The 21,618-nt window shown below is 36.7% G+C and carries 15 protein-coding genes; 3 read left to right on the top strand and 12 right to left on the bottom strand.

The window, feature by feature from the left end:
• The first annotated feature begins 359 nt into the window (after positions 1-359).
• A complete protein-coding gene (locus HPY74_12920) occupies positions 360-1,712 on the top strand; it encodes an aspartate kinase (protein ID NSW91551.1) in 1,353 nt (450 codons plus the stop codon).
• 64 nt (positions 1,713-1,776) lie between these two features.
• Here the strand turns inward: HPY74_12920 and HPY74_12915 are convergent, their stop codons facing one another.
• The 10 genes from HPY74_12915 to HPY74_12870 all read right to left on the bottom strand — a co-directional run bounded on the left by HPY74_12915 (position 1,777) and on the right by HPY74_12870 (position 15,514).
• Positions 1,777-3,138: a TldD/PmbA family protein gene (locus HPY74_12915; protein NSW91550.1), complete on the bottom strand. Its 1,362-nt coding sequence runs from the start codon at positions 3,136-3,138 to the stop codon at positions 1,777-1,779.
• 6 nt (positions 3,139-3,144) lie between these two features.
• The gene (locus tag HPY74_12910; GenBank protein ID NSW91549.1) at positions 3,145-4,524 is read right to left on the bottom strand and encodes a TldD/PmbA family protein; all 1,380 of its coding nucleotides are present in this window, start codon (positions 4,522-4,524) and stop codon (positions 3,145-3,147) included.
• A gap of 105 nt (positions 4,525-4,629) precedes the next feature.
• The gene (locus HPY74_12905) at positions 4,630-6,816 is read right to left on the bottom strand and encodes a topoisomerase IV (GenBank protein NSW91548.1); all 2,187 of its coding nucleotides are present in this window, start codon (positions 6,814-6,816) and stop codon (positions 4,630-4,632) included.
• A 239-nt stretch (positions 6,817-7,055) separates the two neighbouring features.
• Complete coding sequence (locus tag HPY74_12900) at positions 7,056-9,035, bottom strand: DNA topoisomerase (GenBank protein ID NSW91547.1); 1,980 nt, start codon at positions 9,033-9,035, stop codon at positions 7,056-7,058.
• A 140-nt stretch (positions 9,036-9,175) separates the two neighbouring features.
• Positions 9,176-9,910 carry a flagellar motor protein MotB gene (locus HPY74_12895; protein ID NSW91546.1) on the bottom strand — a complete coding sequence of 245 codons (735 nt, stop codon included), beginning with the start codon at positions 9,908-9,910 and terminating at the stop codon, positions 9,176-9,178.
• Positions 9,911-9,987: 77 nt separating this feature from the next.
• Positions 9,988-10,824, bottom strand: a complete 837-nt coding sequence (locus HPY74_12890) for a motility protein A (protein ID NSW91545.1) — start codon at positions 10,822-10,824, stop codon at positions 9,988-9,990.
• Positions 10,825-10,978: 154 nt separating this feature from the next.
• A complete protein-coding gene (locus HPY74_12885) occupies positions 10,979-12,682 on the bottom strand; it encodes a Na/Pi cotransporter family protein (GenBank protein NSW91544.1) in 1,704 nt (567 codons plus the stop codon).
• A 157-nt stretch (positions 12,683-12,839) separates the two neighbouring features.
• Positions 12,840-13,460 carry a 50S ribosomal protein L25 gene (locus HPY74_12880; protein ID NSW91543.1) on the bottom strand — a complete coding sequence of 207 codons (621 nt, stop codon included), beginning with the start codon at positions 13,458-13,460 and terminating at the stop codon, positions 12,840-12,842.
• 115 nt (positions 13,461-13,575) lie between these two features.
• A complete protein-coding gene (gene asd, locus HPY74_12875; GenBank protein ID NSW91542.1) occupies positions 13,576-14,661 on the bottom strand; it encodes an aspartate-semialdehyde dehydrogenase in 1,086 nt (361 codons plus the stop codon).
• A 133-nt stretch (positions 14,662-14,794) separates the two neighbouring features.
• Positions 14,795-15,514 carry an HAD family hydrolase gene (locus HPY74_12870; protein ID NSW91541.1) on the bottom strand — a complete coding sequence of 240 codons (720 nt, stop codon included), beginning with the start codon at positions 15,512-15,514 and terminating at the stop codon, positions 14,795-14,797.
• 478 nt (positions 15,515-15,992) lie between these two features.
• Here HPY74_12870 and HPY74_12865 point away from each other — a divergent pair, with 478 nt between their 5' ends.
• Both HPY74_12865 and HPY74_12860 read left to right on the top strand, forming a co-directional pair.
• Entirely contained in the window at positions 15,993-17,393 is a 1,401-nt protein-coding gene (locus HPY74_12865) for a Trk family potassium uptake protein (protein NSW91540.1), read from the top strand.
• 149 nt (positions 17,394-17,542) lie between these two features.
• On the top strand, positions 17,543-18,190 hold the full coding sequence (locus tag HPY74_12860) for a TrkA family potassium uptake protein (protein NSW91539.1): 648 nt from the start codon (positions 17,543-17,545) through the stop codon (positions 18,188-18,190).
• Between the two features lie 75 nt (positions 18,191-18,265).
• Here the strand turns inward: HPY74_12860 and HPY74_12855 are convergent, their stop codons facing one another.
• Complete coding sequence (locus tag HPY74_12855) at positions 18,266-19,564, bottom strand: aminotransferase (GenBank protein NSW91538.1); 1,299 nt, start codon at positions 19,562-19,564, stop codon at positions 18,266-18,268.
• Positions 19,565-19,602: 38 nt separating this feature from the next.
• Complete coding sequence (locus HPY74_12850) at positions 19,603-21,540, bottom strand: DUF4838 domain-containing protein (GenBank protein NSW91537.1); 1,938 nt, start codon at positions 21,538-21,540, stop codon at positions 19,603-19,605.
• Between the last annotated feature and the right edge of the window lie 78 nt (positions 21,541-21,618).

Raw genomic sequence — 21,618 nt, 5'->3', positions numbered from 1 at the left:
GTGGAAAATTTTATGTTTTTATAATGAAAGATAATCTTAATTTTGAAATTATTGTGACTGAAAATATACTTTTAAAAGGTGTTTTAAAGATTTTTAATCGTAAAATTATATACAACGCAAATTGCTTTTTTCTAAAAAACATATTGACACCATACACATGTGATTGTATTATTTTAATAATAAATAATAACTGCAGAATAAGTATATTTACTATACTTATTCCGTTTCGTTTTATATATAGTATTATCTTAGTTAATCGGCGCCATATAGCCATATAGACTTGGTACCATATAAAAAGCATTAAAATATAATATATAATGAAAAGATTAAATTTTATTAAAATGGGGGAGATAAAATAGATGAAAGTTGCAAAATTTGGTGGAACCTCTCTAGCAAGTGCAGAGCAAGTAAAAAAGGTATGTAATATTATAACTTCAGATCCAAAGAGAAAGGTGATTGTAGTTTCTGCCCCAGGTAAAAGATACAGTGAAGATATCAAAGTTACAGACCTTTTAATCAAATGCGCTGAAAACTATATAGCAACCGGCAATGCCGATAAAGAATGTGAAGCAGTAATTAGCCGTTTTAATGATATCGGTAAGGAACTGGAAGTTTCCGGCGGTGTTATAACTTCAATAGCTGATGATATTAGAGGGCGTCTAAAGCTTTATACAGGAGACAACAAGAAATTTATTGATATAATGAAAGCTGCCGGTGAAGATAATTGCGCCAAATTGGTGGCAGGTTACCTTCAAAACCAGGGGATAAATGCCTGTTACATTAATCCCAAAGATGCAGGACTAGTTTTAAGTAATGAATTTGGGAATGCCCAGGTTCTTCCGGAGTCTTATGAGAACCTGAAATCCTTAAAAGATATTCCAGGGATTGTTATCTTTCCCGGATTTTTTGGCTACTCTTTTGAAGGAGATATTGTTACTTTTTCCAGGGGAGGTTCAGATATTACCGGTTCTATACTGGCGGCAGCTCTTAATGCAGAACTGTACGAAAATTTTACAGATGTTGACTGTGTTTATTCTGTAAATCCCCGCATAATACCCAACCCCTATCCCATATATGAGCTTACATACAGGGAAATGCGGGAACTCTCCTATGCAGGATTCAGTGTTTTCCATGAAGAAGCCCTGGTTCCCGTCTACCGTAAAGGTATACCTGTAAGAATAAAAAATACTAATAACCCTGATGCTCCCGGGACAACCATTGTGCCTGAACGTAAAAATATTACAAGACCGGTTATAGGCATTGCAAATGATGACAGGTTTTGTTGCATCAACATAAGCAAATACCTTATGAACCGTGAAATTGGATTTGGAAGAAAGGTCTTAAAGATACTTGAAGATGAAAACCTCTCCTATGACCACATGCCTTCGGGTATTGACCACATGTCTGTTGTTTTGAACCAATCGCAATTGAGAAAGGAAACTGAAGAACGTATCATCAGCCGTATTGAAAAAGAATTGGCAGTAGATGAGGTAACAATTATGCATAACCTGGCCCTTATTATGATTGTAGGAGAAGGCATGAGCCAAACAGTAGGGATTGCCGCAAGGGCAACAGCCGCCTTTGCCCGGGTTGGGGTTAATATAGAAATGATAAACCAGGGTGTTTCAGAAATAAGCATTATGTTCGGTGTTAAAGCTGAAGACAGTATAAAAGCTGTAAAATCCCTATATGAAGAATTTTTCGGGGAGTAATTTCAAAAGGACGCCGGGCAAATTGATTTCCGGTGTCCTTTAGATTTATTTACTTGACGCTTATTTATCCTGCCACAGACAACTCCCTTATTAGTAATGAAGGGCTTCCGAAACAGCCTCCACCTGAAGGTATCCCAAATTTAATATCATTACCCACTTCCTCAATGTCCAACATAAGTTGATAGAAGTTGCCTGCTATAGTTATTTGTTCTATAGGGCGGCTTATTTCGCCGTTTAGGATCTCAAAGCCTTTAGCAGCAAGTGAAAAATCCCCTGATATTGTATTGGCACCTGAATGAAGTCCCTGTAATTCTGTTATCAAAAGCCCGTTTTGCATTTTCCGAAGCAATTCCTCAAGGTCCAATTCTCCCGCTTTAACGTAAAAATTAGTAGGGGATATGTCTATGGTAGAAGAATAAGAAGGTCTTGAAGCATTACCTGTACTTTTTACTCCATCTTTTAATGCAGTCCTCAAATTATGCAATAAAGTAACAAGTTGTCCTTCCCTTACTATCTCTTTGGTATGACATGCCACTCCCTCCCCATCGAAAGGAGTTGAAGCCATGCCATTTTCCAAAAGAGGATCATCAATAATGGTCAAGGTTTTTGAACCGACTATTTTACCGGTTTTATTTTTTAATAATGACATACCTTTTTGTACTTTATCCGCACTAAATATGTCTGCATAGGTTTCAAGAAGGTCAGAAGCCACCTCGTTATTTAGTACAACCTTATACTTTCCTGTTTTGACAACTCCCGCGCCAATATATGCGAGGGCCTTCTCAACAGCCTCATTTACCAGGTCTTCTACCTTTATATCATTAATATTTCTGGATGATTTGAATGCTACCGACGTGGTAGCTCTATCACCGTCCTGAACTACCGGTATTAATACTGCATAAATTCCATTTGCCCTATGACTCAAATCAAGGCCTTTTGAATTCACAATATTAATGTTTCCTTCAAATGATTGTATACCGCAGTATTTAATGTCTTTTACCCGTTTATCCTTTTCCAGTGCCATTGTTTCCATTTCCAGGGCAAGTCTTATTTTCTCATTTTCACCTACTTTGGGAAGCTCTTCATTAAAGCAATTTATATCAATATATTTATCATCCCCACGATAAATTACCTCCAGGTCATCATTATCTTTAACAATAGCATTAGTTTTTGCATTTTTTACCAACAGGTTCACGGATTCCTCATCAAGGATTTCCGTATAGGCATATCCCATACGACCATTGTAAATCCCCCTGAAGCCAAGGCCCTTTGTAACATTAACGCTATAATTGTCTATTTCTTTTTGGTAAACAGTTACTTTAAAGCTTTCACCCAGGGCATAATAAACTTCAAAATCTGTAAAACCTGCCTCTCTGGCTGCCTTAAACAGTTTATCCTTGAATTCTCTGAATTCCATAGTTTTCATACCTTTTTACCTCCCACCTACAGTAATTTCCGAGACCCTAATCATCGGCTGACCCACATTTGTAGGCACACTACCGCTTAATGATCCACACATTCCCTGCCCCATCTGCATGTCTTTGCCTACCATATCAATTTTAAACAGTATTTCCGAACCTTTGCCTATTAAAGTAGCTCCTCTTACAGGTTTATTCACCTTACCGTTTCTGATAAGGTAGCCCTCCGCCACAGCAAAGTTAAATTCCCCGGTAACAGGATTTACAGAACCTCCACCCATTTTTTTAGCATACAGACCTTCAGGTATTGAAGCAATTATATCGTCATTTTCGTCACTCCCCGGCGCAATATATGTATTTGTCATCCTTGATGTGGGAGCATATTTATATGACTGCCTCCTTGAGCTTCCATTAGGTGCCATTCCCATCCTTCTGCCATTAAGTTTGTCTATCATATATGTCTTGAGTATTCCATTTTCAATCAGCACCTTTCGTTGTGTAGGTATGCCTTCATCGTCAATATTGATTGAACCCCATAAGTTTGGTATTGTTCCATCATCAATGGCTGTTACCTTTTCTGAGGCAATTTTTTCTCCAATTTTACCCGCAAAAACTGAATGTCCCTTTGCAACAGAAGTAGCTTCAAGAGCATGGCCGCATGCTTCATGAAATATTACACCACCGAAGCCGTTATCTATAACTACAGGCATTCTTCCTGCAGGACACAGGTCTGCATGAAGCATTGTCACCGCCGTCCTGCTTGCCTCCTTTGCATAATATTCAGGATCAATTATTTCAAACATTTCAAAACCCATATACCTCCCGGGGCCTTCAAAGCCTGTCTGGTTTTCATTTCCATCACTGGCTATGGACTGAATAAAAAGACGGGTCCTTACCCTCCTGTCTTCCACCAGTAAGCCTTCACTGTTCGCGATTAATATTTTCTGGTCTACATCACCATATCCCACAGTCACCTGGAGAATCTCAGGAGCATAATCCTTTGCTGCCTTATATGCGGTTTTTACAATAGTTGCTTTTTTTTGGTTATCCACTGATGAAGGTACATACAAGATTTGATGTATATTTGAAGGTATTCTTTCAGTCAGAGTAATATTCAAATCCTGTTCTCCTTCCTTTAAGGCACATGCAGCTTTATAAGCCGTATCAAGTAATGCAGTCCTACCGGTATCGTTAGTATAGGCATATACACTTCTATAACCTTTCATTATCCTTATTCCTGCACCATGGTCCCTGCCTGAAATCACATCATCAATCTTTCCATTTACCATTCTGATACTATTTATTACCCTGTCCTCTACAAATATTTCAGAAAAATCCCCTCCTAGAGATAAAGCCCTGGACAGGACTTCTTCAAGAATATCTCTTGCAACCATTTTACCCACTTCCCTCCTATTTTTGTCAGTAAGAATATACTACACTTTTACCAAAATCTATTCAAGGTTTATTTTAATTTTAAGTTCGATTATTTTTCATTAGAACTATTTCAACTCTATTTGAATCTGCCTGCTCATTTTATCTTCTTTCTTAAGATAACATCCGGTTGCTGGAATATTCTTTGTCCTGTAATAATCCAGATCACTCAAGCCTGCCTCATCAACTGTTTTTATTTCAGTCATCCTGCTGCCTTTCTTTTCCTTGAGGACCTGTACTCCCTGTGAATTCCTCGTTGTTTTAGAGTTAATAGCAGAGGTATTAAAAACAAGGACCTTTCCAATACTACTGTATGCGACCAATTCAAGGTCATTTTCAATATACATGATATGAATCAGCCTGGACAAATCGGAATAAGCATTCAATAGTTTCCTGCGGTTTGTTTTTGTTGCATAGCTGCTCATATCAATTTTTGCAACTTTCCCATTTTCAAACGAGAACAGCAAGTAACCCTTGTAATCGCTTGTTGCAACAATATATATAATCTTTTCATCTTCATCCATTTCCAGCTTGTTTATAAGGTATTCGCCAAGAATACTGGCCTTATGGTCTTCCAGTTCATGGACTTTTATCTTGTACACAGTATGTTTGCTGGAAAACAGCAATAGATCGTCTTTATTACGGGCATCTATTTCCTGTATAATACGGTCATCTTCCTTAAGTTTTTGTTCGGGATTGGCTCTTAGCGAAACCAGCGGTATTTTTTTAATGTAGTTCTGTTCGGTTAAGAACAGCTTTACATTGTAATCTTCTATAAAATGCTCCTCGGTTATTTCTTCAACAAATTCTTCATGGATAATGTCCGTCCTCCTGGGTTGGTCATATTTTTTTGCCACTTCATTTAATTGTTTAATAATTATTCTCTTAATCTTATTCTCACTGTTATAAATACTTGTTAATTCCTTAATTTCTTTTTGTAATGTTTCAACCTCACCCACACGGTTCAATATATATTCCTTGTTCAGGTTCCTGAGCTTTATTTCTGCTACAAATTCTGCCTGTACCCTGTCAATTCCAAATGCCTTCATAAGATTCGGTACAACTTCGGAATCCTGTTCCGTATTCCGTATTATCCTAATTGCCTTGTCAATGTCTAAAAGTATTTTTTGTAATCCTAAGAGAAGATGAAGTTTTTCCGATTTCTTCTCCATGTCAAACATGGTAACTCTTTTAATACAGTTTACCCTAAAAGATATCCACTCCCTTAAAATGTCCTTTATTCCCATAACTTTAGGCACTCCATTGATAAGTATATTGAAGTTACAGGAAAAAGTATCCTCAAGAGGTGTAATCTTATACAATTTGTTCATTAGTTCATCAGCATCCACGTTCTTTTTAATATCAATAGTTATCTTAAGACCATCGAGGTCTGTCTCATCTCGTATATCAGTTATATCCTTTATTTTACCTGATTTCACCAACTGAATAACTGCATCCATTATAGCTTCAGTGGTTGTTGTATACGGTATTTCATATATTTCAATACAACTGTTTTTTTTGTCAAACCTGTATTTTGCTCTTACTTTAAAACTTCCCCTGCCCGTTTCATAAATCTCTCTTATTTCTTTTTCATTATAAATCAGCTGACCACCTGTTGGAAAATCAGGAGCTTTGATATACTGCGCAATATCCGTGTTTTCGTCATTTATAAACTGCACTGTAGCCTCACAAACCTCCCTAAGGTTAAAACTACAGATATTGCTTGCCATTCCTACAGCTATACCCTGATTGGGATTTACGAGGATATTGGGGAAGGTGGTGGGAAGCAGCACTGGCTCCTTTAAAGAACCGTCATAATTATCCGTAAAGTCAACAGCATTTTTATCCAGTTCATTGAATATTTCCTGGCTTATTTTGTCCAGCTTCACTTCAGTATAACGGGGAGCGGCATATTTCATATCCCTGGAATATTGTTTCCCAAAATTACCCTTTGAATCTACAAAAGGGTGTAAAAGTGCCCCATAACCTCTTGTCAACCTTACAAGAGTTTCATAAATAGCCATATCTCCATGAGGGTTGAGTTTCATTGTCTGCCCTACTACATTGGCTGACTTGGTCCTGGCACCTGTAAGAAGGCCCATGGTATACATTGTATATAAAAGCTTCCTGTGAGAGGGTTTAAAACCGTCAATTTCAGGAATTGCCCTTGAAACTATAACACTCATTGCATAAGGCATGTAATTTTTTTCAAGTGTGCTTGTAATATTTTGCTCAATTAAATTTACACTATCCATTTTCTCTTATCACCTTCACTATTAAGCTCTATGATCTTAGTCTGACAACGCAATGCAACGCTTATCACGCTTTTCATATTAACTTACATGACCTCCGGTCACAAATATCAATGAAAATCGTCAGAAGCGAGCAGTGCTAGGAAAACGAGGCGCAAAAACCGGAGCATATGTGGGTATATGTGAGGATTTTTGCGCCCGAAGTTTGACAACGCAATGCGACGCTTATCACGTTTTTCATATTAACTCACATCAACCATATCCAGATACTTATACCCTTCAGCTTCAATAAAATCTTTTCTCCCCTGGAGATTATCTCCCAGCAAAAGTTCAAAGATTTCCTGTGTCTTTTCTTCATCTTCAGGTACAACTTTTATAAGCCTTCTCGTTTTAGGATTCATTGTGGTTTCCCACATCATTTCAGGATCATTCTCACCCAGTCCTTTTGAACGCTGTATTGTGTATTTCCCCTTTATTTTAGCTAATATGTCATTTTTTTCCTTCTCGTTGTAGGCAAAATATGTTTTATCCCTGGTAGTAATCTCAAATAATGGTGTTTCCGCTATATAAACCTTTCCTTCTTTTATCAGGGTAGGGACAAGCCTGTATAACATTGCCAGTATTAAAGTCCTTATCTGGAAACCGTCTACATCAGCATCAGTACATATTATAATTTTATCCCACTTCAAGTTTCCAAGATCGAAAGTGTTTAATTCCCTGTTATGTTTTGATTTAATTTCTACTCCGCAACCCAAGACTTTAAGTAGGTCAACAATTATTTCGTTTTTGAAAATTCCGTCATACCCACTTTTCAGGCAGTTAAGAATTTTACCTCTTATCGGCATAATTGCCTGGAATTCTGCATCTCTTCCCAACTTACATGCACCAAGCGCTGAATCTCCTTCTACTATATACAGTTCCTTTTTGCTGATATCTTTTGTCCTACAATCAACAAACTTTTTTACTCTGTTCGATATGTCTATACTCCCACTAAGTTTCTTTCTAATATTTAGTCTGGCCTTTTCAGCAGTTTCCCTGCTCCTTTTGTTTAAAAGGACTTGTTCAATTATCTTGTCGCTTTCAATTTTATTCTCAATAAAATACACCTCAAGCTGTTGTTTTAAAAAATCCGTCATAGCCTCCTGGATAAACCTGTTGGTTATAGATTTTTTTGTTTGGTTCTCATAGCTGGTTATGGTAGAAAAGGAGTTGGTTACCATTATTAAACTATCTTGTATATCAGCAAAAGTAATTTTTGTCTCATCTTTGTTGTATTTGTTCCTCGCCTTTATACACTTGTCAATTTCATGTACAAAAGCTGCTTTTACCGCCTTATCGGGCGAACCGCCATGTTCAAGGAAGCTGGAATTATGATAGTACTCAATAAGATTGATTTCGTTATTAAAGCAAAAAGCCACCTGTATTTTTACCTTATACTCGGGTTTGTCCTCCCTGTCTCTCCCTCTAGCTGTTGTTTCATAAAACTGAATACCTGTAAAACCCTTACCAGCATCTATTTCTTTTATATAATCCACAATTCCATTTTTATAATAATACTCGAAGACCTGTCCAGATTCTTGATCGTATAGTACAAACTTTATGCCTGAATTAACAACAGCTTGTTTTTTTAATGTTTCTTGAAAATAACTTAAGGGAATATTAATATCGGTAAATACCTCAATATCAGGTTTCCACCTTTGAATTGTACCTGTATGTTCATAATTGCATTTCTGTTTTATTAGACCTCCTATGTTATATCCTTTTTCAAAATGCAGATCATACCTGTAACCGTCCCTATATACAGTAACATCCATGTATTCAGAGGTGTATTGGGTTGCACATGCACCAAGGCCGTTCAGGCCCAGGCTGAATTCATAGTTTCCGCCCAAATAATTTTTATATTTTCCTCCTGCGTAAAGTTCACAATAAACCAATTCCCAGTTGTATCTCTGCTCTTTTGGATTGTAATCCAGGGGTATTCCCCTTCCATAGTCTTTTATCATAATTGACTTGTCTTTAAACCGTGTGACTTCGATTACGTCGCCAAAACCCTCCCTGGCCTCATCAATTGAATTGGAAAGGATTTCGAACACTGCATGCTGACACCCTTCGAGTCCATCAGATCCAAATATTACCCCTGGACGCAGTCTCACTCTGTCAGGTCCTTTCAATGCAGAAATGCTTTCGTTTCCATATTCATTTTTCTTTCTGTCTTTTTCCATGAATTTCTCTCCTTTTTAGACCTGGTGTTTTGAAAATAAAGCACATATGTATGCTATATATAGCATACATATATATATTATTCCGCAAACTTATGTTCGTGTCAAGAGGAAAATTCCATGGAAATATTCCGTATAGGCACTTACTCAAGTTTACTTATGACAATATCGATTCTTCTATTCTGTTGCCTGTTTTCCGGGGTATCATTTGGTTTTACCGGTTTGAATTCACCGTTTCCTGTAGCGGTTAATCTTGAAGGCTCAATTCCACAGTTATCTATAAAGAAATGAACTACATTTGTTGCCCTTCTTGTTGATAATTCCCAATTGGAAGGGAATTGCGGCGTATTTATGGGGAGGTTATCCGTATGTCCCTGTATAATTATCTCATTGTCCAGCCTGTTTAATATATTTCCCAATTTTTTAAGGACCCCTTTTGCTGAATCCCTTATATCTGCACTGCTTAAGTCAAATAAAATAACTGAATTAAATCTCAGTACCAAAAATTCCTTTCTTTCAATAATTTTTACATATTCACCCAAACCCATTTCTACTATGGCTTTTTCCAATTCTTTTTTTATATCTTCAATCCTTTGCACAGCATTATCATTTTTGTCTGCTAATTCTGCATTATTTTCTACTAAATCATCGTTAACCAATGATACAATTTGATCAACCGAATTTAACTCATCATAAATGTTAATAAACTGCTTCCCTCTATTGCTTTCAAACATTTCACCACCACTACCTTGACGTACAAATGCATTTTTAATAGAAATGGCAATTTGCTCAAATTTATGTTTGTCTATTGTTGCCATAGAGAAAAGCATAACAAAAAAAGTTAAAAGCAGTGTTACCATATCGCTATATGTAGTCATCCAATCACTTGAACCCTCACTTGAACTGTTTTGATCTCTTTTTCTACGCCCTGTTGCCAAAATATCCCCTCCTTTTACTATTCAGTAACAATTCTATTACCACTACTGCCTTTTTCTCTCTCTTTGACATTTTCTCTGCTTTCTCTATTTTTTGCTTCATAAGCTTCCCTTTGCTTAGAAGAAAGAAAAGTTTTTAATTTATGTTCCATTATTCTTGGGTTTTCACCTGCCTGAATTGATAATATCCCTTCAATTATCATCTCTTTTTCTTGGATCTCTTCTTTGCTCTTCAATGAAAGCTTATTTGCAATAGGATTACATATAAAATGGGCCAGTAAAGAACCATAGAGGGTTGTAATGAGTGCAAGTGCCATAGCAGGTCCGATATTTTCAGGTTTATCAAGAGATTTTAACAAGTTAATTAGACCTATAAGGGTACCTATCATCCCCCAAGCCGGGAATAGAGCACCCATAGTTCTAAATAACCCCTGCCCTCTTTCGTGCCGTATACTCATATTATCAAGTTCTACATCTAAAGACTCTTTTATTATTTCAGGCTCTACTCCATCAACTATTAACTGGATAGACCTTCTAATAAAGTCATCTTCTATGTTTTCCTGATCAGTCTCAAGGGCAAGAAGTCCTTCACGCCTTGCTTTTTGCGATAATTCAACCAGTAGTCTTATAGTTGATTCAAGATCAGTTTCTTTACCGGAAAAAGCGTTAGCTACCACTTTCATAATTTTTAATATTTCTTTTACCCTATAACTAATAAGAGTGGATGCTATACCGCCTCCAATTGTAACAAGCATGGATCCAAAACTAAAATATATTTCCGGCGCTCCACCTTGAATTATTGGTATAACTATACATAAAGTACCACCAATAATACCGATTAATGTTGCAAGGTCCATACAACCCTCCACAAACTATACTTTTATTTAAACAAATTATTGCTTCTCCTTATATAATCGGATAAATTTACAAAAATGTTAAGGTATTTGACACAAAAAAGTTTCAAATAATACAAATAATATATAATATAAAAACACGGAGTGCGGGAAACTTTTACTCCTTTTCCTGAAAATTTTCATATTGTTCGGGTTTAACATTATAATCATTTAGGACTGCCTCGGCAATGTTATTGCAATGGTCTGCAATTCTTTCAAGATTATGGATCAATTCAATAAATATGACTCCGGCCTGTGGATTGCAAAGTCCGGAATTCAACCGCTTAAGATGCCTGTCGCGTAATTTTTCCTCCAGGTTATCCACCTCATATTCTTCTGACAGGACTCTTTTTGCAAGTTCTATATTACTGTCATGTAAAGCATGTATACTATCATTCACCATATTATTAACCTGTATGAACGCATCCGTTATTTCTTCCAGGGCCTCCTGGGAAAATGGTATGTTTTCATCCTGCTTCCATTCTGCAAATTCAGCAATATTTTGGCAATGGTCACCTATACGCTCTATATCATTGGTTACATGCATAAGCCCTGCAAGCCTCACAGATTGCCTCTCGGTAAGAGTACATCTGGACAGCATAGTGGAAAGGTATTTAACTATCTCTGTTTGAATTACATCAATAACATCTTCAATCTCATGAACTTTATTTGCTTCTTCCATATTGGACATAACAAATGCCAGCCTTGCGCTTGCCATCATTTGCTGTGTTATTTTAGCCATCCTGGCAAGTTCTTTTGTAGCTAAATTCATAGCTATTATTGGGTTATTTAATACTCTATAATCAAGATAAAGTACTCTTTTTTCAATACTATCATCTTCTCCTCTGACAATGAAAGCAACAAATTTTGCGAGCAGCCATATAAAAGGAAGCCAAATAATTGTATTAAACGTATTAAAAAAAGTATGGGCATTGGCTATCTGTCTGGATATAACTACTACTTCATCCCCTTTTGGTGATATCAATTTAATAAATTCCGCAAAAAGCGGCACAAACCATATGAATACCAGCGTTCCAAATATATTAAACATCGAATGGGCTACCGCAGCCCGTTTAGCATTTACTTTTGCACCGATAGAAGCAAGTATCGCAGTAATGGTAGTACCTATATTGCTTCCAAAAAGTATAGGTATGGCTGTTTCCAAACTTACCAGGGCATGGATACCATCAGGCATTGGTTGAGACGCAAGGTTCTGAAGAACAGCTATTACAGCACTACTGCTCTGGATCAACACAGTACTAATTGTACCCACCAGGACACCCAGTACAGGATGTTCACCCAATTTCAATATCAAATTCGTAAATACGGGGTTTTGGGCAAGGGGCTTCATTACATCTCCCATAATATTCAGCCCAATGAATAAAAGTCCAAAAGCAAATATAGATTGCCCTATATACTTAAGCATTCTTTTTTTGAAGAAGAAATAAAGTATAAAACCTATTGCTGCTATAATGTAAGCATAATTACCAATTTTAAAGGCAATTAACTGTGCAGTAAAAGTAGTACCAATATTTGCCCCCATTATAACGCCTATAGCTTGCGTAAGAGTCATAAGCCTGGCACTTACAAACCCAATAACCATAACTGTTGTGGCACTGCTGCTTTGTACCAGCATAGTAACTAAAGTACCTACCACCACCCCTATAATAGGATTACCGGTTAGTATTTCCAATATACGTCTCATGCGTTCTCCTGCAGTTTTTTGCAAGCCGTCACCCATAAGGTTCATTCCGTAAATAAATATAGCAAGGCCTCCTAAAAGACCAAAAATTGTCTCTCTCAAGTTTATTTCTCCTGCCATATATAGAATCCCCCAATATTATTTATAAAAAACTGTACTTATTCTAACATATATTTACCATAAACGACAATATGTTAACCCATAAAAAATTTCGGTGAGGACAATTAGCTCCTACCGAAATTTTAGTCTGTTTACCTCTTCACAAATGGGTTATTTCTTACGACTCATCACCGCCTATTGTCTCTTCTTCAGTTTCACCCTTTTCAGTTTCCTCTACAACATCTTTAACTTCCGTTACTATTGCAACAATTTGGTCAGGGTCACTGTCAAGAGTAACCCCCTCCGGAAGCTCAATCTGTCCTGCAGTAATACTGTCACCTGATGTCATCTTGGAAACATCAAGTTTAATAAACTGCGGGGTATCTTGTGGAAGACATTTAACCATTATTTCATCCATTTGCTGAATCACTATCATTTGAGAGGCCTCTAACAATTCACGGCCATAGATTCTAACAGGTACTTCCGCACGTCTTACTTCAGTCAGTGAAATCTTTTGTAGATCTGCATGTATCATTTCCCCTGTAATTATATCATTTTGTATTTCCTTAATAACTATGGGAAAACTATTTTGCCCTGGTAAATTTGCATTAAATATAGTATTCCTGCCATATTTGGAAAGTGCTGTCCTTAAATCGGGTAATTTTATTTTTACCGGTAGACTATCCATTCCCTTACCATATATAATTGCAGGAATATATCCTTTAAGTCTTAGTTTATTAACCTTTCCTCCACCTATTTCCTCTCTCATTTCTAAATTTAGCAACGGCGTTTCTTGCATATTATCCAGCCTCCTTATACCTATATTCTTTAAGTTGTATTCTTAACGACTCCTGCACTAAAGTGCAGGAGTTATATTTTCGACTGAAAGTCGACTAAAGCAAATGCAGGTATGGTTATTTCTTTGCAAGGTATCCTTCTGCAACAAGTAATTCGGCAATTAGGACTGCCCCACCTGCAGCTCCCCGAATTGTATTGTGAGAAAGTCCTACAAATTTATAGTCAAAAATGCAATCTTCCCTAAGCCTTCCAAGAGTAACCCCCATCCCCTTTTCATAGTCCCTATCCAGCTTGGTTTGAGGTCTGTCGTTTTCTTCGAAGTACTTTAAAAATTGCTTTGGTGCGCTTGGTAAATCAAGTATTTGGGGTTTTCCCTTAAAATCATTCCACAATTCAATTATTTCTTCCTTCGAAGGTTTCTTGCTGAAGGAAACAGACACAGCTGCCATATGCCCGTCAGATACAGGCACCCGGTAGCATTGAGATGATATTACAGGCTTTTGGGCTTTTATTATTTGTTCTCCTTCAATATAACCCCAAATTTTTAACGGTTCATTCTCACTTTTATCTTCTTCTCCTCCGATATACGGTATAACATTGTCCTCCATCTCAGGCCAATCACTAAACACCTTGCCGGCTCCCGAAATAGCCTGGTAGGTACATACCATTATTTCCTTAGGCCCAAATCCCATTAAAGGATGTATTGCCGGTACATAACTCTGTATGGAGCAATTGGGTTTTACAGCTATGAACCCATTTTTTACACCAAGTCTTTTCTTTTGCTTTTCTATTATTTCCAGGTGACCGGGATTAATTTCCGGTATAACCATCGGTACGTCAGGAGTCCACCTGTGAGCAGAATTATTCGATATTACCGGAGTTTCAGCCTTTGCATACATTTCCTCAAAAGCTTTTATCTCTTCTTTTTTCATATCTACAGCACAAAAAACAAAATCTGTTTCTTCAGAAATTTCATCCACCTGATTAAGGTTTTTTACTACTATATCCGCTATTTCGGCAGGTATCGGTGTATTAAGCTTCCAACGGCCTTTAACTGCTTCTGAATAGCTTTTACCTGCAGACCTTTCGCTTGCGGCAATACATACCACCTCAAACCATGGATGATTTTCAAGGATAGAAAGAAACCTCTGTCCTACAAAACCTGTTCCGCCAAGAACACCCACTTTAAACTTCCTATTGATATTCATAATTATTATACACCCCTACTATTAAATTTATATCTTTTATATACCCTGTTTTAGTTCCCCGGTTATTTTTTGTAATTTTAGCATAGTCCTAAGCAAAAGACAAGATATTTATTATATCCCAGATTTATTATACCCCTAAAATTTCTCCCAACTGATAAAAGTCCTTTACCTTATAGGGTAATTCGGTAAATTTGCCATATTTATCCAGATAAATTGCATTAAACCCCATTTTTTGGGGAGCTATATAATCATTTCCATAGTCATCTCCTACAAACAAAACTTCCCTTGGAGTTACCCCTGCCTTTTTTAATGCGGCATTATAAATTACAGGGTGAGGTTTTTTCCAACCTTCATTAACAGAAGTAACAATAAAATTAAAGTACTGTTTTATCCCAAATATCTTTAAAAGTTCTTCTATTCCACCCGGTACCATAAAATTAGATACTACACATAAACCGTATTTTTTGGAAATAGAGGGAAGAACCTCTTTTACATCCTGTCTAACATAGCATTTAGAAACATATGTTTCCCAAAAGTTGCTATTTAATTTTTCTGCAACTACTTTTACATTCACCTTCCCTTTAATATTGCAATTGTTATTACAAATTAGCTCAAACCTCTCAATAGTCCTAAATTCTTTATGCTCAGGAAGAGATTCTATTATACTTTTCCTGGCAAGCTTATATTCTTCCAAAAAATGCTCAAAATCATTCCAGTATTTTTCCACTCCCGACCCTTCAAAAGCCCATTTAGCATATTCCTTAATCGTCGGTAATTCTATGACATCAACCAGCGTCTCCATGCAATCAAAAAAAATATAAGTTATTCCCTTAATTATTTCTTCCATATACAAAGTCCTCCCACACATCCCCCATGTACAGTAACAGTAACAGTATAAGAATATTATATAAGAAACATTCCAGTATGTGCAACTTTAAATAATTTTACGGGCGCATTTATTAAAAGTGAAGAAATATTTGCCAGGAGCTATCGTTACGCTGCTTAGAGCCTTTAAATTCAGCTACGGGCAAAATCGAACTCGTAAAATTATTTGAACAAAAACTAAGAAATAATTTTACTCAAACAACGATTTTGCTTTTCCTCCGCTCGGATTAAAAGGCTCTACAGCAGCTTCACTAATGCTCCTTACCAATATTTTCTTCACTTAAATAAAATGCGCCCATTTTACCCCTTTTTTTTATTACTCTCATATAGTAAAATATTATGAAAATAAAAATAGCTATTTATTTGCAAATACTTTGTATAAGTTGACGTTTATGAGAAAAATATTGTATACTAATATATTGAAAGAGCAGGTAATACAAATGAGTAAACTTTTTTTTAAAGGTAAGAGCAAAATAGGAAACACTGATAAGCCAAAAATTGTGCATTTTTTCCCGGCTCATGTTATTGCATTAGGATTTGCCGGCTTAATTATTACAGGAGCAATCCTATTATATCTGCCTTTTTCAGTAAGGCCCGGACAACAAAGTGTAAGCTTTGTAGACGCTCTTTTTACTGCTACTTCAGCAGTCTGTGTTACCGGACTTGTTGTTCTCGACACAAATACAACATGGTCCGCATTTGGTCAAGTAGTTATAATAGTATTAATTCAAGCAGGCGGCTTAGGCATTATGTCCTTTGCCACACTTTTTTCTCTATTTTTGGGCAGGCGTATAGGATTAAAGGAAAGGCTTGCCATACAGGAATCTTTAAATGAATTTACACTTTCAGGAATAGTGCGCATCTTTAAAAACATATTAATTGCAGCTTTTACAGCTGAATTTATCGGAGCAATAATTTTTTCAACTAAATTAATTCCCCTGTATGGAATTAAAAATGGTATAGCCAAGAGCTTGTTTCATTCTGTTTCTGCCTTTTGTAATGCCGGATTTGATATATTTGGTAGTCCGGGTAATGAATTTACAAGCCTAAGCAAATTTAATCAGGATCCTGTTATAGTTTTTACTATAAGTTTTTTAATTATAATTGGTGGCTTGGGATTTATTGTCTGGAAGGATATTGCAGTAAATAAAAAGTTTTCCGCCTTTATACTTCATACAAGAGTAGTCTTGCTAACTACATTCGTATTAATTATAACAGGGACTATTCTATTGTATGCCTTTGAGTATAATAATCCTAGTACTTTAAAGGGCCTTCCTGTTTCGTTAAAAATAATGAACGCTTTTTTTCATTCTATTACCCCAAGGACGGCCGGTTTTAACACTATTTCAGTAGCCGACTTGACAGAACAGTCAAAATTGCTTACAATTCTCCTGATGTTTATAGGAGGTGCACCCGGTTCTACAGCCGGGGGAATTAAAGTTACCACTTTCAGCATAATTATTTTTGCTACTTTATCATATATAAAAGGGGATAGCGATGTTAACCTTCTGGGCCGCAGGGTACCTGAAACTGTTATAAAGAAATCTCTTTCAATTATAATATTAAGCGCCATTTTAATATTTACAACAACAATGGTACTTTTAATTAATAAAGAAGGTTCTTTTATACAGGTGTTGTTTGAATCTGTTTCAGCATTTGGGACTGTAGGGCTGTCAACAGGAATTACACCAACCCTAAATGTTACCAGTAAACTTCAGATTATAATAACTATGTTTTTGGGCAGGATTGGCCCTCTTTCAGCTGCAATAATCATATCAACCGGTCAGGGATATAAAAATCTGCCTTACAGATTCCCTGAAGGAAAAATAGGAGTTGGTTAATGAATAACTATTGCTTAAAGAAATAATTATATTAAAATTAATCAGGTAAAAATGTTTATAAAGATTATAAAGGTTATAAAGATTATAAAGGTTATAAAGGTTATACAGGTAAACATAGTTGTTAATAGTTTAAGGAGGTATTATTTATTATGAGATCATACCTTGTATTAGGGCTTGGAAGATTTGGGCAGAGCTTTGCAAGGACTCTTTCTTCATTAGGCCACGATGTACTAGTAGTGGATAAAAACGAAAACATTATCCAGCAATTTTCAAATGAAGTAACCCACGCTATTGCCGGTGAAGCCTCAAATGAAGAGCTTTTAAAATCTATAGGTGTAAAAAACTATGACGCTACAATTGTTGCAATAGGAGATATACAATCCAGCATACTAACTGCAGTGTTATTGAAAGAACTTGGTTCAAAATATATCCTTGCTAAAGCCTCAAATGAGCTCCATGCAAAAGTTCTTTACAAAATAGGAGTAGATAAAGTTATATTTCCCGAGCGGGATATGGGAATCAGGGCAGCCAATAGTATTTCATCAAATAATATTATTGACATTTTCGAACTTTCCCCGGAGTACAGCATAATGGAATTTACTGTACCGTTAAGTTGGGTTGGTAAGACCATAGGCGGTCTTGCAGTAAGGACGAAGTATGGGGTAAGTATTGTGGCATTAAGGACATCCGACTATTTGAATATACTCCCCCAGGCAGATACTAAATTTAAAGAAAATGATATAGTTGTGGTAATGGGTAAGAATTCCGACTTAAAAGCTATGCAAAGTATAAAATAATTACAATCAATAAAATAATTACAATCACTTAATGGCGCCTGCAATGAATTGCAGGCGCCGTGCAAATTCGCCAATTTACTCACTCCACTTTTTTCTCTCAGCCAGTATTTTCTCTATACTTACCAATTGAACACAAATGCATATCAGTTCCATAGCCTTTTCAAGTTCATGCATGGGAGGAAAGGTAGGAGCAATACGTATATTACGATCTTCCGGGTCCTTGCCGTATGGAAAAGTAGCTCCTGCAGGAGTAACTATTACGCCTGCTTCTGCTGCTTTTTCAACTACCTTTTTTGCACATCCCGGCATTGTGTTAAGGCTTATGAAATATCCTCCCCTGGGTTTACTCCACCATGCAATATTTTTGCCTCCAAGCTCTTTTTCCAACGTATCAAGAACTATTTCAAATTTGGGTCTCAAAATTGCCGCATGCTTTTTCATATGCTCACTTATATTATTTAAGTCCTTTAAAAAGATTACATGGCGCAATTGATTGAGTTTATCAGGACCTATAGTCTGTTTTGCCAACCTCTTTTTAATGTGTTTTATATTGTTCACGCTGGCTGCCATCGCTGCAACTCCGGCTCCTGGAAAAGTTATCTTGGAAGTGGAAGTATACATGAAAACCCTGTCGGGGTTCCCTGCTTCCTTGCATGCTGAAAGTATATTTTTTAGGTTATCATGTTCTTCGTATAAGTGGTGCACTACGTAAGCATTATCCCAGAATATCCGAAAATCCGCAGCCGCTGTTTTCATTTTTGCAAGCCTGTCAACTACTTCATCAGAGTATGTTATACCGTCAGGATTACTATATTTTGGTACACACCAGATACCCTTAATACACTCATCCTCACCTGCAAGCTTTTCCACCGTATCCATATCCGGGCCATCACTTTTCATAGCTATGGTTATCATATCAATATTAAAAAACTCACATACAGCAAAATGACGGTCATATCCCGGGCTTGGACATAGAAACTTAACCTTTGGCAATTTACTCCAGGGCACTACACTTCCCACTACTCCATGAGTCATCGCATAAGCTATTGTATCAAACATCATATTAAGGCTTGAATTCCCGCCTACAATAACCTCATCGGTACTTACTTCCAAAATATCCGCAAAAAGCTTTTTTGCCTCAGGAATTCCATCATTTATTCCATAGTTTCTACAGTCGGTCCCATCCAGAGCTTTATAACATTCAGCACCCATACAATCAAAAATACCCATGGAAAGATCCAGTTGATCGGCACCCGGCTTACCCCGTGACATATCCAGTTTGAGATTTTGATTCTTAAAATTATCATATCTTACTTGTAGTTTTTCTTTAATTGCTTCCAGTTGGGCTGTGTCCATTTTTTCCAATATTTCCATTGTAGCGCCTCCCTTTTATTTACGTGATTTATGTATACTTACTTTCTATTTATTCTTCTTTTTAATGTTAATATAAATTCGAAAACATCAAATACTTTCTGAATTGGGTCTTCGTGTTCCTGGACATAAGTTTCCACCAGTTTCCATAAAGCCAATGCCTTTTCTTGTTTTGCTGAAGCCTTGGCTTCAAGGGTAACCGCAAGCAGGCAACAAAGGTCTGAATGGTACCTTAAATATTTCCAGGAAGTAGCATGACAGGCGTTTTCAGTGTTAATGTTTGCTTCTATCACTTTTCTAAATTCATCAACATAAGTGCATATACTTGAAAATCTTTCTGCAGCATCTTTATTAACTATATCTCTTTCTCCCCTCAAATAGGGCGGATCAAAAAGTTCCGACAGCTTAGCCATATATTCCAAGCATTTTTTTCCGTCACGACCAAATGCACACACAAAGTATCTTTCAGCTATTTCATTAAAATCTAGGGTGTCATCCCATAAAGTACGACCCATTACGTACATACCCAGACCTGTCGGGAAAAATGCCCTTTGAACCTGGCAGCTTACAAACCCGTTAAGCCCGATTCTTTTAAGGTTTTTTATGTCTTTGCTCAATAGTTCTGCAATTTTATAATATCCGGGATCTAAATAATGGTCCCACATAAAGTGATAGTCAAAGTCAAAACTGTCTCCTTTAAAGACTTTTTCCCAAGACTTTAAAAACGCCATATTCTCCTTTACATCGGAAGGAAAACTTAATTGGTTCCGTTTATAGGGCGGAGGTTCCGGCAGCTCCTCGTCAGTCTCAAAAGGCATGCTGTATGTCCTTGTTATAGGTGCAAACATAAGGATAAAACGGTCCGGATTTTTAATCTTTTCAATTTCCGGTGCCCAGAGAAGGTCGACATAGATTAAGAAAACTACTTTAGTATCTATACCTCTTTCTGTAAGAAGTTCATCAAGGTCGTTCAGCATCATCACATAGAAATCCGATGGAAGCATTTTTCTGCAGCTTTCACACTCACATTGGTTATTACTCCCATCAGCAAGCCAGAAATGAAGCACATCTATCTGCGGATTTTTCTCAAGATATTGGACAATATCGTTAATGATAATATTTCTTACCTCAGGATTAGAGTAACACAAATTGGTATTAAGGGGTATTCCTCCCCACAGTTCCCGCTTTCCGTTAACTTCGGCCAGATACTGCTTTATTTCCGGCTTTATATCATACTGTGCATTGTCCCAGCTAAGTCCGGGTATACCGAAAGGTTCACAGGTCCATCCATGGCCTACAGCATGATAAAGTAAATCTCTTTTCTCCATTTCCTTTTCTGCTTTTTTAATAAACTCTCTTGCCATACCTATATTAAATGGTTCCGGTTCCTTAAAAGGATTGTTCTTATGAGAATACCAACGTTCAAAGAAAGTATACGCTTCCCTGAATTGGAAGAAGTATGCATTAAAACCGGCCTTAGGAGCCCAATCTATAATATCGGCAATGTTTTCATAACTGTTCGCCCCCTCAATGCATATGCCCCTATGCCTGTAGGAAGCTTTTTCATGAAGATTTACCGAAACATCAAATATGTTTTTTTCCGGAATGTACTCTCCATCTTTTCCGGGACGTACCCAAATACAACCGGCTTCCGTTAGGAAACGGTATACTCCCAGGAGTACACTCCGTGGGTTTATACCTGCTATTATGCCTTTGCCCCTAGATATATCTATATATACTTCATCATCAAATTTAGGATTTCCTTCGCCCATAGAGGTTATGTTAAAATCTTGGAAAAGTCCTGTCCAGATATAATTGTCTTCCATATTTCCATTATAACGCTGCATGGAGAGTCTGATACAGAGCTTATCTTCCGCCATCTTTCCAAGATACTTTCCCAATTCTTCTGCAGAATACTTTAATGTTTCATTTTCTTCAGTCCAGCAAATATTTATAACTTTCTGTTCCTCTTTCGTCACTATATACCCTCCTTCTCTTTTAATAATATAGTTTATTATATAATAAATGTTTAAATGTAGCAATAACTGCCATTAATA

This window comes from Bacillota bacterium, from assembly GCA_013314855.1.
Lineage (GTDB): Bacteria > Bacillota > Clostridia > Acetivibrionales > DUMC01 > Ch48.
The sequence above is the reverse complement of the archived record's forward strand: the minus strand, read 5'-3'. Positions and strand labels throughout refer to the sequence as shown.

Coding starts and splice junctions, on each gene's coding strand:
- HPY74_12910 (NSW91549.1), bottom strand. CDS start 4,524: ATGGTTGCAAGAGATATTCTTGAAGAAGTCCTGTCCAGGGCTTTATCT.
- HPY74_12870 (NSW91541.1), bottom strand. CDS start 15,514: ATGGAAGAAATAATTAAGGGAATAACTTATATTTTTTTTGATTGCATG.
- HPY74_12915 (NSW91550.1), bottom strand. CDS start 3,138: ATGAAAACTATGGAATTCAGAGAATTCAAGGATAAACTGTTTAAGGCA.
- HPY74_12890 (NSW91545.1), bottom strand. CDS start 10,824: ATGGACCTTGCAACATTAATCGGTATTATTGGTGGTACTTTATGTATA.
- HPY74_12860 (NSW91539.1), top strand. CDS start 17,543: ATGAGATCATACCTTGTATTAGGGCTTGGAAGATTTGGGCAGAGCTTT.
- HPY74_12895 (NSW91546.1), bottom strand. CDS start 9,910: ATGACTACATATAGCGATATGGTAACACTGCTTTTAACTTTTTTTGTT.
- HPY74_12885 (NSW91544.1), bottom strand. CDS start 12,682: ATGGCAGGAGAAATAAACTTGAGAGAGACAATTTTTGGTCTTTTAGGA.
- HPY74_12905 (NSW91548.1), bottom strand. CDS start 6,816: ATGGATAGTGTAAATTTAATTGAGCAAAATATTACAAGCACACTTGAA.
- HPY74_12880 (NSW91543.1), bottom strand. CDS start 13,460: ATGCAAGAAACGCCGTTGCTAAATTTAGAAATGAGAGAGGAAATAGGT.
- HPY74_12920 (NSW91551.1), top strand. CDS start 360: ATGAAAGTTGCAAAATTTGGTGGAACCTCTCTAGCAAGTGCAGAGCAA.
- HPY74_12900 (NSW91547.1), bottom strand. CDS start 9,035: ATGGAAAAAGACAGAAAGAAAAATGAATATGGAAACGAAAGCATTTCT.
- HPY74_12865 (NSW91540.1), top strand. CDS start 15,993: ATGAGTAAACTTTTTTTTAAAGGTAAGAGCAAAATAGGAAACACTGAT.
- HPY74_12855 (NSW91538.1), bottom strand. CDS start 19,564: ATGGAAATATTGGAAAAAATGGACACAGCCCAACTGGAAGCAATTAAA.